Annotated in this window: 18 protein-coding genes; 4 read left to right on the forward strand and 14 right to left on the reverse strand. The window is 55.6% G+C overall.

Going from position 1 to position 14496, the window contains the following annotated elements; all coding sequences use genetic code 11:
• Nucleotides 1-13 precede the first annotated feature (13 nt).
• From hemW to B9Y90_RS27355, 6 genes are all read right to left on the reverse strand, one after another.
• A complete protein-coding gene (gene hemW, locus B9Y90_RS20305) occupies nucleotides 14-1156 on the reverse strand; it encodes a radical SAM family heme chaperone HemW (protein WP_085542336.1) in 1143 nt (380 codons plus the stop codon).
• Nucleotides 1149-1742 carry an XTP/dITP diphosphatase gene (locus B9Y90_RS20310; protein WP_085542337.1) on the reverse strand — a complete coding sequence of 198 codons (594 nt, stop codon included), beginning with the start codon at nucleotides 1740-1742 and terminating at the stop codon, nucleotides 1149-1151. Before B9Y90_RS20310 ends, hemW begins: the two co-directional genes overlap by 8 nt.
• Nucleotides 1743-1755: 13 nt before the next feature.
• Nucleotides 1756-2055, reverse strand: coding sequence for a DUF167 family protein YggU (gene yggU / locus B9Y90_RS20315; protein ID WP_085542338.1), 300 nt, complete (start codon nucleotides 2053-2055; stop codon nucleotides 1756-1758).
• Nucleotides 2052-2606: a YggT family protein gene (locus tag B9Y90_RS20320; RefSeq protein ID WP_085542339.1), complete on the reverse strand. Its 555-nt coding sequence runs from the start codon at nucleotides 2604-2606 to the stop codon at nucleotides 2052-2054. Before B9Y90_RS20320 ends, yggU begins: the two co-directional genes overlap by 4 nt.
• Nucleotides 2607-2630: 24 nt before the next feature.
• Nucleotides 2631-3335: a YggS family pyridoxal phosphate-dependent enzyme gene (locus B9Y90_RS20325; protein WP_085542340.1), complete on the reverse strand. Its 705-nt coding sequence runs from the start codon at nucleotides 3333-3335 to the stop codon at nucleotides 2631-2633.
• A 67-nt stretch (nucleotides 3336-3402) separates the two neighbouring features.
• Nucleotides 3403-3594 carry a hypothetical protein gene (locus B9Y90_RS27355; RefSeq protein ID WP_254902718.1) on the reverse strand — a complete coding sequence of 64 codons (192 nt, stop codon included), beginning with the start codon at nucleotides 3592-3594 and terminating at the stop codon, nucleotides 3403-3405.
• On the opposite strand from B9Y90_RS27355, the gene B9Y90_RS20330 reads away from it, so the two are divergent.
• Complete coding sequence (locus B9Y90_RS20330; RefSeq protein WP_441302662.1) at nucleotides 3583-4263, forward strand: ATPase, T2SS/T4P/T4SS family; 681 nt, start codon at nucleotides 3583-3585, stop codon at nucleotides 4261-4263. The two genes, B9Y90_RS27355 and B9Y90_RS20330, sit on opposite strands and share 12 nt — an antisense overlap.
• Here the strand turns inward: B9Y90_RS20330 and ruvX are convergent.
• From ruvX to metK, 8 genes are all read right to left on the reverse strand, one after another.
• Complete coding sequence (gene ruvX, locus B9Y90_RS20335) at nucleotides 4229-4648, reverse strand: Holliday junction resolvase RuvX (protein ID WP_085542341.1); 420 nt, start codon at nucleotides 4646-4648, stop codon at nucleotides 4229-4231. The genes B9Y90_RS20330 and ruvX overlap by 35 nt on opposite strands.
• Nucleotides 4648-5211, reverse strand: coding sequence for a YqgE/AlgH family protein (locus tag B9Y90_RS20340; RefSeq protein ID WP_085542342.1), 564 nt, complete (start codon nucleotides 5209-5211; stop codon nucleotides 4648-4650). The genes ruvX and B9Y90_RS20340 overlap by 1 nt, the downstream gene beginning before the upstream one ends.
• Nucleotides 5212-5357: 146 nt before the next feature.
• Nucleotides 5358-6305: a glutathione synthase gene (gene gshB / locus B9Y90_RS20345; protein ID WP_039297932.1), complete on the reverse strand. Its 948-nt coding sequence runs from the start codon at nucleotides 6303-6305 to the stop codon at nucleotides 5358-5360.
• A 12-nt stretch (nucleotides 6306-6317) separates the two neighbouring features.
• Nucleotides 6318-7049 (reverse strand): 16S rRNA (uracil(1498)-N(3))-methyltransferase, encoded by a 732-nt coding sequence (rsmE, locus tag B9Y90_RS20350; RefSeq protein ID WP_085542343.1) that lies wholly within the window; start codon nucleotides 7047-7049, stop codon nucleotides 6318-6320.
• A 147-nt stretch (nucleotides 7050-7196) separates the two neighbouring features.
• The gene (gene endA, locus B9Y90_RS20355; RefSeq protein WP_085542344.1) at nucleotides 7197-7904 is read right to left on the reverse strand and encodes a deoxyribonuclease I; all 708 of its coding nucleotides are present in this window, start codon (nucleotides 7902-7904) and stop codon (nucleotides 7197-7199) included.
• Nucleotides 7905-7996: 92 nt separating this feature from the next.
• Nucleotides 7997-8512: a SprT family zinc-dependent metalloprotease gene (locus B9Y90_RS20360; RefSeq protein ID WP_085542345.1), complete on the reverse strand. Its 516-nt coding sequence runs from the start codon at nucleotides 8510-8512 to the stop codon at nucleotides 7997-7999.
• A 70-nt stretch (nucleotides 8513-8582) separates the two neighbouring features.
• Nucleotides 8583-9977, reverse strand: a complete 1395-nt coding sequence (locus tag B9Y90_RS20365) for a sugar porter family MFS transporter (RefSeq protein WP_085542346.1) — start codon at nucleotides 9975-9977, stop codon at nucleotides 8583-8585.
• A gap of 392 nt (nucleotides 9978-10369) precedes the next feature.
• Nucleotides 10370-11524 (reverse strand): methionine adenosyltransferase, encoded by a 1155-nt coding sequence (gene metK, locus B9Y90_RS20370; protein WP_085542347.1) that lies wholly within the window; start codon nucleotides 11522-11524, stop codon nucleotides 10370-10372.
• Between the two features lie 445 nt (nucleotides 11525-11969).
• On the opposite strand from metK, the gene B9Y90_RS27680 reads away from it, so the two are divergent.
• From B9Y90_RS27680 to speA, 3 genes are all read left to right on the forward strand, one after another.
• The gene (locus tag B9Y90_RS27680) at nucleotides 11970-12107 is read left to right on the forward strand and encodes a hypothetical protein (RefSeq protein WP_441302660.1); all 138 of its coding nucleotides are present in this window, start codon (nucleotides 11970-11972) and stop codon (nucleotides 12105-12107) included.
• A gap of 107 nt (nucleotides 12108-12214) precedes the next feature.
• A complete protein-coding gene (yqgB, locus tag B9Y90_RS20375) occupies nucleotides 12215-12355 on the forward strand; it encodes an acid stress response protein YqgB (protein ID WP_441302661.1) in 141 nt (46 codons plus the stop codon).
• A complete protein-coding gene (speA, locus tag B9Y90_RS20380; protein WP_071842805.1) occupies nucleotides 12348-14324 on the forward strand; it encodes a biosynthetic arginine decarboxylase in 1977 nt (658 codons plus the stop codon). Before yqgB ends, speA begins: the two co-directional genes overlap by 8 nt.
• The last annotated feature ends 172 nt before the right edge of the window (nucleotides 14325-14496 follow it).

The raw sequence follows: 14496 nt of genomic DNA on the forward strand, positions 1-14496 counted from the left end.
AGAGAGGAGAAACTCAGGCTTCGTCGGCTAAAAACAACTCCAGCAGGGAGTTTAAAAACAACTTCCCGTGCTCGGTTATCTGCCAGTACTCATCCGTCTCAGTCATATAGTTTTTCGCCAGCGCCTCATCTAACTGCGGGCGAATTATCGCTTCATCTAAACCGGTATAAAGCGTGAACTCACTGCGCGGCGCGGCTTCCAGCAGGCGGAAACGGTTCATAAAGAATTCGAACGGTTTATCTGCCTGCTCAACGTCATGCTGGCGGTCGAGGTATTTTCCTTCCATATAGCCGCGTGGATGGCGCGTTTTCGCCGTGCGCGTAATGCGCCCGTCCGGGAAGGTGATTTTGCCGTGCGCACCGCAGCCAATCCCCAGATAGTCACCAAAACGCCAGTAGTTCAGGTTGTGCTGGCACTGATAACCCGGCTTAGCATAGGCGGAGGTTTCGTATTGCTGGTAGCCTGCGGCGGTCAGTAACTTATCGCCTTGCTCGAAGATATCCCATAGCGCGTCATCGTCCGGTAACTTCGGCGGACGTGACCCAAACAGCGTATTCGGCTCGATGGTTAATTGATACCAGGAAAGATGCGGGGGATTCAGGGCTATGGCCTGACGCAGGTCGTCCAGCGCCTCTTCGAGCGACTGATCAGGTAAGCCGTGCATCAGGTCAAGGTTAAAACTTCGCAGCCCCAGGCCACTCGCCAGGTTAGCCGCACGTTTGGCTTCGCCTGCATCATGAATACGGCCCAGGCGTTTTAATTTGGGCTCGCTAAAGCTCTGTACGCCGATTGAGATACGGTTCACGCCTGCTTTCTGGTAACCAACAAAGCGGTCGGCTTCGACCGTGCCGGGGTTAGCTTCCATGGTGATTTCAGCGTCAGCCGCCAGTTTCAGGCGCGAGCGCACGCCGTCCAGCAGCGTTTGCATGGCTTCGCTGGAGAGCAGGCTTGGCGTGCCGCCCCCAATGAAAATAGTCTTTACCTCACGCCCCTGAGCAAGTGCCACGTCGCGGTCGAGGTCGCGCAGCAGATGGCTCACGTATTCGTCGTGCGGTACGTCCCCTTTCAGCGCGTGGGAGTTGAAGTCACAGTACGGGCACTTCTGTACGCACCACGGGATGTGAATGTAGAGACTAAGAGGTGGCAAATCAGCCATTACGCATTGCTTCCAGTAACAGTTTCAGCGCCTGTCCACGGTGGGAAATCGCGCTCTTTTCATCGCGGGTCAGCTCCGCCGCGGTTTTTCCCTCGGACGGAACGTAGAAAATAGGATCGTAGCCAAAGCCACCTTGTCCGGCCGACGCGCGGGTCATTACGCCCGGCCAGCTGCCGTGAAAGACCAGTGGCGTTGGGTCTTCCGCGTGACGCATATAGACCAGTACGCAGTGGAACTGAGCCTGGCGTTTATCGTCCGGCACGTCTTTCAGCGCTTCCAGAAGCTTGTCGAGGTTCTGCTGGTCACTGGCATCTTCTCCCGCGTAGCGTGCGGAATAGATCCCCGGTGCGCCGCCCAGAGCATCCACCGCCAGGCCGGAATCGTCGGCCAGCGCCGGAAGCCCGGTTACTTTTGCCGCATGGCGGGCCTTGAGAATGGCATTCTCAATAAAGGTCAGGCCGGTCTCTTCGACAGATTCCACGTTCAGCTCGGTTTGCGCGATCACATCAAAGCCGAAATCCGCCAGCAGACTGGCGAGTTCACGCACTTTACCGGCGTTACCGGTAGCTAATACGACTTTTTGCATAGTCAGTCCTGTGTTATTCGAGGGGGGCAATCAATGCCGCGACTTCCGTCGGGATCTGCTGCGGGTCGATAATTTTAACTTGTTTATGGCGACCAAGTTCGCCTTTCTCTATCGCTACCTGACCTTTTGCTACCCGGAACTGTTTGGCCAGATATTTTACCAGGTGAGCGTTGGCCTGCCCGTCTACCGGCGGTGCGGTGATGGCGACTTTTAACTCGTCGCCATGCATACCGACCAGGCTGTCGCGGCTGGCCTTTGGCTGAATATACAGCCGCAGAACCAGCCCGTCAGGCTGCTGTGTCACAGCACTCAAATGACGTACCAGAGGCCAGGGAACAGGTCCATGCCGAGGTAGTTCAGTGCATAAAGAATAAGAATGACCACCATGGCGGAGAAATCAATGCCGCCCATGGCAGGCAAGATGCGGCGAATCGGTGCCATCATTGGCTCGGTCATTTGCATCAGCACGTATTCAATAGGGCTGCGGCCCTGGCTTATCCAGCTCATCAGCGAACGCACGATGATCACCCAGAACACCAGGGTACCGGCTGATTTTAGCAGCGACAGCACGCCGATAAGTAAGTTTAACGGATCGAGCGACAGCCCGCCGGACTGGATCAGCAGCAGAATAGGGAATTTCAGCGTGGTGAGGATAAACGCCACCAACAGGGATGAGGTATCAATTGGGCCGAGGGACGGCAGCACGCGGCGAAGCGGCCCGATAACAGGCTGGGTAACTTTAACGATGAACTGGGCAAACGGGTTGTAGAAATCACAGCGCGCCCACTGCATCCAGATGCGGATAAGCAGCACCATTACGTAAAGCTCAATCAGGGTTTTGACCAGGAACGTCAACGTTAGCATGGTTTTCCTCAAAAATGATGGTGATTAACGAGCGGGGTAATCCCGCGCGCCGAAAATAGCGGTTCCAATGCGCACCATGGTGCTGCCTGCGGCAATCGCGGCTTCCATGTCATCGGTCATGCCGAGAGATAATGTATCGACCGTGGTAAAGCGGTCTTTGAGCGCATTGCAGGCCTCTGCCATTTTGCGGCAAACGGCAAGCTGGCGCTCGTAGTTCGGTTCTGGCGCAGGGATGGCCATCAAGCCCCGCAGCGTCAGACCCGGTAAGGCCGCCACTTCGGCAGCTAACTGCTCCAGCTCACTCAACGCGATGCCGGACTTACTGTTTTCGTCGCTGATGTTAATTTGAATCAGCACGTTTAGCGGCGGCAGCGTCGACGGGCGTTGTTCGCTGAGTCTGCTGGCAATCTTCAGCCGATCGACGGTATGGCACCAGTCAAAATTTTCCGCCACAAGGCGGCTTTTGTTCGACTGCAGCGGCCCGATAAAGTGCCATTCCAGTCCTGTTACACCTTGTTCAGTAAAGTGGTGAATCTTATCCACGCCTTCCTGCACATAGTTTTCGCCAAAGGCGCGTTGCCCGGCAGCAATCGCTTCTGCGAGGGCGATCGCAGGCTTGGTTTTACTGACCGCAAGCAGAGTCACTTCTTCTGGGCTTCTGCCGCAGCGTGCCGCAGCGACTGAGATTTTCCCATGTACCTGTGCCAGATTGTGCGCTATCTCATTCATGATCGTTGGAGGTGATATGGATATCGAAGAAATTGTGGCCCTTAGTGTAAAGCATAATGTGTCCGATCTACACCTGTGCGCACGCCAGGTGGCACACCGGCGAAAGTGTGGCAGGCTGACAGTCCACCCGGGGAAGGTGCCGGAGGTTAAAGAGGTTCTTGTGGCCCGGCTCAGCGCAGAGCAAAAGCTGCAGCTTAGCCGCGCCGGGTAGCTTGGTTTCTCGCTTACGCTCGCGAACGGCATCAGGATACGTGCTCATGCTTTCCGCCACCAGGAAGGCTGTTCGCGAGTGCTGAGATTGCTGGCATCCTCCTGCCCTGATCTGAAGGCGCTCAAAGCCCCGCCGCAGCTCTGCGAGGTTTTAGAGGAAAGCGAGGGGCTGATACTGGTAACCGGGGCGACCGGGCGCGGGAAATACACAACGCTTGCTGCGATGATCCAGCATCTCAGCCAGCATTTTGATGGCGATGTGCTCATGCTGGAAGACCCGATCGAATTTAATCACCCCTCTGGCAGTTGCCTGATTCAACAGCGGGAACCCGGCCTGCACTGTGAACGCTACGTTTTAGCGCTAAAAGCCGTTTTACGGGAAGACCCCGATGTCATTCCGCTGGGCGAGCTGCGTGATAGCGAAACGACAGGCCTCGCGCTGACCGCCGCAGACCCGGAGTCAGCGACTGCCAGCAATGGCTGCTGGTTGATGTGGATCTATCCGCCCAGGAAGGAAAGCAGCCGCGGTGAAACATTATGCTGGCGGACGCGCTGCTGCGGCGTATCAATTCACGTGCTAAGCAGCCCTCGTCAGGCTACCGGGATCGCCGCCATTTTCTGGCCATTGCCGCAAGGCATGAACTGCAGAGCGCAGGAAACGACGCGCCCGGCAGTTAAGCCCTTCACGGGTGGGACTCGAACCAGCTTTCGAGAATAATCACGGCGGAGGCGGAGTCGATGCTGCCTTTATTCAGCGCGCGAAAACCGCCGTGTTCGAACAGGCCTGCCCGGGCTTCGACGGTACTCAGGCGCTCATCCTGCAGCGAGACCTTCACGCCAAAGCGTCCGTGTAGGCGGTTAGCAAACTTGCGGGCTCGCGCCGTCAGAGGTTGTTCGGTGCCATCCATATTCAGCGGCAGGCCCACGACCACTTCTTCCGGCTGCCATTCTTTCAGGATTTTTTCTACCGCATTCCAGTCCGGGGTGCCGTCCTGCGCTTTTAGCGCGGTTAACGGGCGCGCAGTGCCGGTAATACGCTGGCCAATCGCGACGCCGATACTTTTTGTACCAAAGTCAAAAGCCATTAACGTTCCACTGTTCATCAGGCGTGCCCCGCTTCGCTTGGCATGGTGTGGATGTCGATGCCAATCAGCCGGGCGGCCTCGCGCCAGCGTTCTGCAATCGGCGTATGAAACAGGATCTCAGGGGAGGCCGGAGCCGTCAGCCATGAGTTTTCCATGATCTCCTGCTCAAGCTGGCCCTTTTCCCATGACGCGTAGCCGAGGGCAACAATCACCTCTTTTGGCTGCCTGGCCGTCCCCAGGGTTTCCAGCACATCACGAGAGGTGGTAATCACCGTGTCGTCGGAGATGCGAATGCTTGAGCCGAAGTTATCCGGCGGAGAGTGCAGGATAAAGCCGCGATCCTCCGCCAGCGGGCCGCCAATGAAAACGGGCTTATCCAGACGAATGGTTGCGTCGCGCGGGTCTGGTTCTATTTTTAGCTTTTCGAGAACGCCATCAACCTGCAGGTTTTCCAGCGGTTTATTGATGATAATCCCCATCGCGCCTTCATCGTTGTATTCACAGATATAGACTACGGAGCGCTTAAATAAAGGGTCCTGGAGAGCCGGCATGGCAATAAGAAAGTGATGCTGTAAATTCATTGTCAGAGGTTCTGATCCCGGTTGATAAAAGCGGCATTGGCTGCGCGAAGTGTGACCAGCTTACCACTAATGAAGGAAGACGGGCTACCCGCCGTGAATCGTGCCTTCGAAGGGGAAGGCGGGTAGATGTTACCCGCCAGATGTGCTTAGTGTGCGAGGCGTTTTTCGATAGCGTCGAACAGCATGCCGGTAATCGAAACAGGGAATTCGGCTTCGATTTCGCGGATGCAGGTTGGGCTGGTGACGTTAATCTCGGTCAGACGATCGCCGATAATATCCAGACCAACAAAAATCAGCCCTTTCGCCTTCAGCGTTGGGCCAACGCGGCGGGCGATTTCCCAGTCGCTTTCGGTCAACGGACGCGGTTCGCCACGCCCACCAGCGGCCAGGTTGCCGCGCGTTTCGCCGCCCTGTGGAATACGTGCCAGGCAGTAAGGAACAGGCTCACCGTCTACCACCAGTACGCGTTTGTCGCCGTCTTTAATGGCAGGCAGGTAGTTCTGCGCCATGCAGTAGCGGGTGCCCAGTTCGGTCAGCGTTTCGGCGATAACGCCGATGTTTGGGTCATCCTGCTTCACGCGGAAAATAGACGCGCCGCCCATGCCGTCCAGCGGCTTCATAATGATGTCGCCGTGCTGCTGCCAGAAGGCTTTCAGCTGCGCTTTGTTGCGGGTGACCAGCGTTTCCGGTGTTAAGTCGGCAAACCAGGCGGTAAACAGCTTTTCGTTACAGTCGCGCAGGCTCTGCGGTTTGTTAACGATCAGCGTGCCTTTCTCTTCTGCGCGCTCAAGAATATAGGTCGCGTAGATAAATTCAGTGTCGAACGGCGGGTCTTTGCGCATCAGCACCACGTTCAGATCGGCCAGGGCGATATCCTGCTCGGTGCCAAACTCATACCACTTGTCGTAGTTTTGTTCGACGCTGAGCAGGCGCGTGCGAGCGCGTGCTTCGCCGTTGTTCAGGTACAGGTCAGCCATTTCCATGTAGTGCAGTTCGTAACCACGACGCTGCGCTTCCAGCAGCATGGCAAAGCTGGAGTCTTTTTTGATGTTGATGTGTGCGATGGGGTCCATCACGATGCCGAGCTTGATCATTGTTGTTCTCCTTTAGCCCAGGTCGCCAAAGCGCACCTGTAGTGCGGTGATGGCGGTGAGCGCGGTGGTCTCAGTACGCAGAACGCGCGGTCCCAACAGAATATCAGTAAATTGGTGCTCTGCGGTCATGGCAATCTCATCCGCAGACAGGCCGCCTTCCGGGCCAATCAGCAGGCGGACGCGCTCGACCGGCTGCGGCAGCGTGTTGATGCTGGCGCTGGCTCGCGGATGCAGATTGAGCTTCAGGGCATCATCCTGCTCAGCACACCAGGCTGCCAGGTCCATCGCCGGGCGAATCTCGGGCACCCGGTTGCGGCCGCATTGTTCGCAGGCGGCAATCGCAATCTTTTGCCACTGCTGGAGTTTCTTGTTCAGCCTTTCCGCATCGAGTTTTACGCCGCAGCGTTCGGAAAACAATGGTGTGATCGCGTTTACACCCAGTTCCACGGCCTTCTGAATAGTGAATTCCATCTTTTCACCGCGTGACATGACCTGACCGAGATGCAGCCAAAGCGGTGACTCACGGTCATCCTCATTGCCCGCCAGGATTTTAACGCGCACGCTTTTTTTATCCGCCTGCACGATTTCAGCGTCGAACACCTGATTACTGCCGTCGAACAGCTGAATGGCCTGTCCTGTGCCCATGCGCAGCACACGTCCAACGTGGTTAGCCGCATCTTCGCTCAGGGCAACGTCCTGGCCAACGGAAAGATTTTCAGGATGGTGAATGCGGGGTATACGCATGAAGTGAGTTCCGGTTAGTTGCGCTGCAGGAATGGCTTCTTATCCTGACCTTCTCCCAAAAAGGGAGAAGGGATTTTCCGTCCCTTTCTCTGTGGGCCTGAGGGGCGATGTTCGTCACAGCAAATAAAGAATTGCCGCTAGTGTAGGTTAGCTGTTTCGCGCCTGGCAAGCCCGCAGCACATATGGATTATGATTGCCCTGGACTTTCGCAATGCGTTCATCCCGCTCACACTCCCAGTCGTTGACCGGATAGCGTTTATCCCATGCCTGAAAGAGCTGAGTCTGCTGGCGTGAAAGCGACAGCTGGTATTGGTCGCGCATGTAGAAATAAGTGCGTGCAATCGCACCTCTTGCGCGTTCCGGCGGCTCGGCCACTTTATCTTTAAAATCAATTTTCATGGCGCACAGGCCGTACTGGCCTTCGCCGCCGTTCCACTGGCTGTACATGAAGTTATTTCTGTCGGCGTTAACCTCGCCAACGGCAGGCTGCAGGTTGTGCATATCGCTTTCTATTTTGCGGTATACCGGATCTTTGGCGCAGTTTTTACGCCCGCCGTCCTGCCAGCATTGCAGCAGGTGACCGAACTGCCAGGCCGGCATGACGTGTTCCCATTCAATACGTGTGGCCCGGTTTTCGTTCTTCCGCACTTTATAGCCACAGGATTCAAGATCCGGGATACCCTTTTTACCCTGCCAGCTGATTTTACACCCGCAGTAGAAGTCGCCCGGAGCATCGGCGTTGACCTTGACGCCTGCGGTTTTGGCCTGTGCGAAGCTATTGATGCCGGTGCTGAAGGCGGGCAGCGAACTGAGGGCTGCAACGAATGCAACAGCCCAAGAAATTTTGCGAGACATTTCCAGAATCCTTACTAAAACGTGCCCGCACCCTACCTGATCGAATATCCAGTTTCAATCAGAGGTGGCGTAAAAGCCCCAGAAATAAGTGATTAATTACATGAGGTTGTAACGTCAGGTTTTAATAACTGACCGCAATGGGTGCAGCGATATTCAGCTTCGCCGCGCAGCACCCGGTTGTGGCGACGCACGGTGAGCTGATGCTGCTGACAAGGGCAGCGGTAGGGGAAGGTATTTTTGCGTACCGAATCGACTTCAAACTTATGCGTGCGGCGGGCCGGGACGCCGAGCACGGTTTCCATCATCCATTTCCATTCTCTGCCGTGAGGGGCGACACGGCCAAAATGCTTCCATACCAGCAAATGGGCCAGCTCATGAGGCACGACTTCGTCGATAAAGGTCTGCTGATTCTCCATCAATAAGACGGGATTGAGGCGAATTTCGTAGCTTTCCAGCCAGGCGGTGCCGGCGGCGGTGCCACGCTGCTGAAAGACCATTTTGGGCTCAGGATAATGGGTGCCTAAATGCACGTTGGCCTGCTGAAGTTTTTCACGCAGGCAGCGCATCACGGCTTGCTGGAGAGCGATGGGGAGTCGGGGGGCTTTCATAACGGCAGAGAATAATGGGGGAGATAACCCGGCGCAAGCCCCTCCCGCGATCGGGAGGGGACATTCAGGCTTAATTATGTGCGCCGATTTCGCGTAATTTACGGCCTTTCATCAGGTTACGTTCGATGTGCTCCAGCGAGACATGTTTAGTCTCAGGAATAAGCCACAGCGTCAGGACGATGAAGAACAGGTTCAGCGCCGCGTAAACCCAGAAGGTGTTAGCGTTGCCCAGCGTGTTCAGCATGGTCAGGAAGGTGGCACCGACGATCATATTGGCAATCCAGTTGGTGGCGGTGGAGCAGGTGATGCCGAAATCGCGCCCTTTGAGCGGCTGGATTTCGGAACACAATACCCAAATCAGCGGGCCCGCGCTCATGGCGAAGCCAACGATAAACATCAGCAGCATGGCAACCGCGAAGTACTGTGCGCCCTGGGAGTGAATGCCGACGTGCAGCATGGTACCCAGCACGCCCATGCCAACGGCCATGACCAGGAAGCCGAGCACCAGCGTTGGCTTGCGCCCCCAGCGATCGACCAGACCGATAGCGATGAAGGTTGCCAGCACATTAATCAGGCCGACGATCACGGTGCCCCACATTTGCTGCGTGGTGTTCGCGAATCCGGCAATTTCAAAGATTTTTGGCGCGTAGTACATGATGACGTTCATGCCGGTGAACTGCTGCATGACCTGCAGCAGTACGCCGAGAAAGACCGCGCGACGGAAGTTGGAGTTGTCCTTAAACAGCGACCAGCCGCTCTGCTTGACCTTCAGGCTTTCGCGGATTTCATCCAGCTCACGTTTCGCTTCTGCGCTGGTATCGCGCAGACGCAGCAGCACGCGTTCAGCGTCGTGGAAACGGCGTTTGGCGGCAAACCAGCGCGGGCTGTCCGGCAGGAAAAACACGCCAACCAGCAGCAGCAAAGCGGGAAGGGTGATCACGCCCAGCATCCAGCGCCAGGACTCGGTGTAGCTGAAGGCGGTATCGGAGAGATAAGCCCCCAGAATACCGATGGTTATCATGAGTTGGTACATGGAGATCATGCTGCCGCGGATTTTCTCCGGCGCAATTTCTGACAGGTACAGCGGCGCAGTGTAGGAAGCGACGCCGACGGCCAGGCCCAACAGGACGCGGGAAACAATCAACACTTCAACGTTAGGCGCAAAGGCCGAGAACAGGGAACCGAGCACAAACAGCACGGCACCAATCATCAGGCTGTATTTTCGCCCCAGTTTGAAAGAGAGCCAGCCGCTGCCGATGGCGCCGACGGCAGCCCCGAACATCATCGAACTCACCACCCATTCCTGAGTGTGGGAGGTGATGGCGAAATCTTTGGCGATAAACGGCAGCGCACCGGCAATCACGCCGATATCCAGGCCAAACAGCAGGCCGGCGAGTGCGGCCAGGAAGCAGACAAAAAAAGTCATGCTTTTGTTTGAGCGCCCGGTGTTTTTATTGTCAGGCATATCACCCTCCATGTGGGTTATTCGGATTTGACGGTTTTAAGGGTAGGGCAGCAAAGGGATGAAGTGTGTGATGATAATCACAGTGATGTAATCGTTTACACTAAAGATTTAAATTGAGAGGAAATTGAATGCCGATAAAACAGCGTATTAAAGGCAATTAAGACCCCTCTTGTGGTGAATTATCGGGGCTGTATGAGGCGTTATGTAACAAATGATGTGTTTGAACACGCAGTTAAATAAGAAGGGGAGTTAAGGCTTTTTAAGAAAATTGTAATCGGTTTCAATGCGCAGCCAAAGATAGCCGAAGCCAGGAGGAGAGAGGTTGGGTGGCGTAGAAGCAAAAAGCAAAAGGCCAGCATGAGCTGGCCTTTAAAGCACAAAGCGGTGGCGGATTATTTCAGGCCAGCGGCTTCACGCAGCAGTGCGGCTTTGTCGGTTTTTTCCCATGGGAAATGTTCGCGACCAAAGTGACCGTATGCGGCGGTCTCTTTGTAAATCGGGTGCAGCAGATCCAGCATCTGAATCAGGCCGTATGGGCGCAGATCGAAGAACTCGCGCACCAGCAGGGTCAGCTGCTCGGTAGAGATTTTCTCAGTACCGAAGGTTTCCACCATGATGGAGGTTGGCTCCGCCACGCCGATAGCGTAAGAAACCTGAATTTCACAGCGGTCAGCCAGGCCTGCAGCCACGATGTTTTTCGCAACATAACGCGCAGCATAGGCAGCAGAACGGTCAACTTTAGACGGATCTTTACCGGAGAATGCACCGCCACCGTGGCGAGCCATGCCGCCGTAGGTATCAACGATGATTTTACGGCCGGTCAGACCGCAGTCACCCATTGGGCCACCGATAACAAAACGGCCGGTTGGGTTGATGTGGTATTTGGTGGAGGCGTTCAGCCACTCGCCCGGCAGAACAGGTTTGATGATCTCTTCCATCACCGCTTCCTGCAGGTCTTTCAGCGCGATGTCTTCAGAGTGCTGAGTGGACAGCACAACCGCATCGATACCGACAATTTTACCGTCGTCGTACTGGAAGGTGATCTGGCTTTTCGCGTCCGGACGCAGCCATGGCAGCGTGCCGTTTTTGCGCACGTCTGCCTGACGCTGCACCAGACGGTGGGCATAGGTGATTGGCGCTGGCATCAGCACGTCGGTTTCGTTAGTGGCGTAGCCAAACATCAGGCCCTGATCGCCCGCACCCTGCTCCAGTGGATCGGTACGGTCAACGCCCTGATTGATGTCCGGGGACTGTTTACCAATCGCGCTCAGAACGGCGCAGGAGTTGGCATCAAAGCCCATATCTGAATGCACGTAGCCGATTTCACGCACGGTTTTACGGGTGATTTCTTCGATATCAACCCACGCGCTGGTGGTGATTTCGCCGCCAACCAGAACCATACCGGTTTTGACGTAGGTCTCACAGGCTACGCGTGCTTTCGGATCCTGCTCGAGGATGGCGTCAAGGACGGCGTCGGAGATTTGGTCAGCGATTTTATCAGGATGCCCTTCAGATACAGACTCGGACGTAAAAAGGTGTTTAGCCATATTTTCTTCACCCTAAGAGGATTTATTTAGTTCAGGCTGCTGCTCTACGCCACAGCGGTGGCGAGATAGACCAACCCGGGAACTTATTGCCACAGATTGAAAAACAGGCAGTCTAACAGTTAATCAGTATAGATGGATTAACATCTGGACGGCCATTTTAGATTAGACAATCGGCAGATAGCCAGAATTTTTTAGGGTAACGGCAACATGTGATAAATCTTTAGTGGAAAGCGGAGCTGACACTGCTGGCAATTTACACATTTTGTTTTGCTTTTTACCCCTTATATCGGTATAAAGCGGCGCGCGCGGCTTAATCAAAAGCACACGATTCGTGTTGCCCACTTCCAGCCGGGTTGAGCAATTATTCAGAGCCTGTCAGGTACAGTGTTCGCAGCTTTGGCTTGTCGCATACATGTTCAACGTATGCGTGGAGGTGATACGAGTAATGAACCGCCGTCATTCATTTAACCCAGCCCGCCATTCTGGCGCGCATATGCTCCTCGCAGCCTGCATCTCATGTTTTCAAACTTGCCGATGTTTTACCCATCTCGGCGCTTCTCAGGATCCCCGGGCCGGTCTGTAATCCGCCGTGGTAACTGAACAAGGGCGCTCTTGTATTACAAGAGTTTTCTCGTGGTTTCGCCGTCCTGTCATACAGGGTTCGGATACGTGTTTTACAATGATATGAAAATGAAACCGGTCGCACAGCCTGGCTGTCAGCGTCTTCTGCTGTCAGTACGCGCTGTTAATGGGTTGTTATTGCAGGATACCCCTGCGATAGTAGTCAACTGTTTTGCACAATCGACAAAATCTGAGGTTCGCCATGACTGACAAAATCACTTCTGTTTCGGGTTCGTCAGTGGGCGAGCAGGATGTACATCGTTCCATTCAGGAGGTTGCCATGAGCTCCGAGGAAGCCAGCAAGATGCTGCGTACATACAATATTGCCTGGTGGGGCAATAACTATTACGACGTCAACGAACTGGGCCATATCAGCGTTTGCCCGGATCCGGACGTTCCGGAAGCTCGCGTGGATCTCGCCGAGTTGGTGAAAGCGCGCGAAGCTCAGGGTCAGCGCCTGCCTGCGCTGTTCTGCTTCCCGCAGATCCTGCAGCACCGCCTGCGTTCGATTAACGCCGCCTTTAAGCGTGCGCGCGAATCCTACGGCTACAACGGCGACTATTTCCTGGTTTACCCGATCAAAGTTAACCAGCACCGCCGTGTGATTGAGTCGCTGATTCATTCCGGCGAACCGCTGGGCCTGGAAGCAGGCTCTAAAGCCGAGCTGATGGCCGTGCTGGCGCATGCGGGGATGACCCGGTCGGTTATCGTCTGTAATGGTTATAAAGACCGCGAATACATCCGCCTGGCGCTGATCGGCGAGAAGATGGGCCATAAGGTCTACCTGGTTATCGAGAAGATGTCCGAGATTGGCATCGTGCTCGAAGAAGCTGAGCGACTGAATGTGATCCCTCGCCTGGGCGTTCGCGCCCGTCTGGCCTCTCAGGGGTCCGGTAAATGGCAGTCCTCCGGCGGTGAGAAGTCCAAATTCGGCCTGGCGGCAAACCAGGTTCTGCAACTGGTCGAAATCCTGCGTGAACGCGGCCGCCTGGACAGCATCCAGCTTCTGCACTTCCACTTGGGTTCGCAGATGGCGAACATTCGCGATATCGCCACCGGCGTTCGTGAGTCCGCGCGCTTCTACGTTGAGCTGCATAAACTGGGCGTAAACATCCAGTGCTTCGACGTTGGCGGTGGCCTGGGTGTGGACTACGAAGGGACACGCTCCCAGTCCGACTGCTCGGTTAACTATGGCCTGAACGAGTACGCGAACAATATTATCTGGGCGATTGGCGATGCCTGCGAAGAAAATGGTCTGCCGCACCCGACGGTGATCACCGAGTCTGGCCGCGCCGTGACCGCGCACCACACCGTGCTGGTTTCCAATATTATCGGCGTGGAACGTAACGAATACACCGAAGCAACACCGCCTGCGGATGACGCCCCTCGCGCGCTGCAAAGTATGTGGGAAACCTGGGAAGAGATGCATCAGCCGGGAACTCGCCGCTCGCTGCGTGAATGGTTGCACGACAGCCAGATGGACCTGCACGATATCCACGTCGGCTACTCCTCCGGGGCGTATAGCCTGCAGGAACGTGCCTGGGCAGAACAGCTGTACCTGAACATGTGCCACGACGTGCAGAAGCAGCTTGATCCAAGCAACCGCGCGCACCGTCCAATTATCGACGAGCTGCAGGAGCGCATGGCGGACAAAATGTACGTCAACTTCTCGCTCTTCCAGTCGATGCCGGACGCGTGGGGGATCGATCAGCTGTTCCCGGTGCTGCCGCTGGAAGGGTTGAATCACGCACCGGAGCGCCGCGCAGTGCTGCTGGACATTACCTGCGATTCCGACGGGGCGATTGACCACTATATTGATGGTGACGGCATTGCTACGACGATGCCGATGCCGGAATACGATCCGGAGAACCCGCCGATGCTGGGCTTCTTCATGGTGGGTGCGTACCAGGAAATCCTCGGCAACATGCATAACCTGTTCGGTGATACCGAAGCGGTGGACGTCTTCGTCTTCCCTGACGGCTCCGTGGAAGTTGAGCTGTCTGACGAAGGCGATACCGTGGCAGACATGCTGCAGTACGTGCAGCTCGACCCGAACAAGCTGCTGACCCAGTTCCGTGACCAGGTGAAAAACACTGGCCTTGACGATGCGCTGCAGCAGCAGTTCCTCGAAGAGTTCGAAGCTGGCCTGTACGGATACACGTATCTGGAAGACGAGTAAGCTATCGTTTTGCCTCTCCTCCCTGAGGAGGGGCAAAGGGAGCGTAATAGCCTATACTCTCTTGAACCCGTATGAATTAGCGGCGATAATCCGCTCAATAAATAGCAGTCCCCAATCCAATCCCTTCCTCGTCGGGTTTAACGACGCGGAGGGGATTTTTTTTAGGCGTTTT

Source organism: Cedecea sp. NFIX57, assembly GCF_900177785.1.
GTDB lineage: Bacteria > Pseudomonadota > Gammaproteobacteria > Enterobacterales > Enterobacteriaceae > Cedecea > Cedecea neteri_C.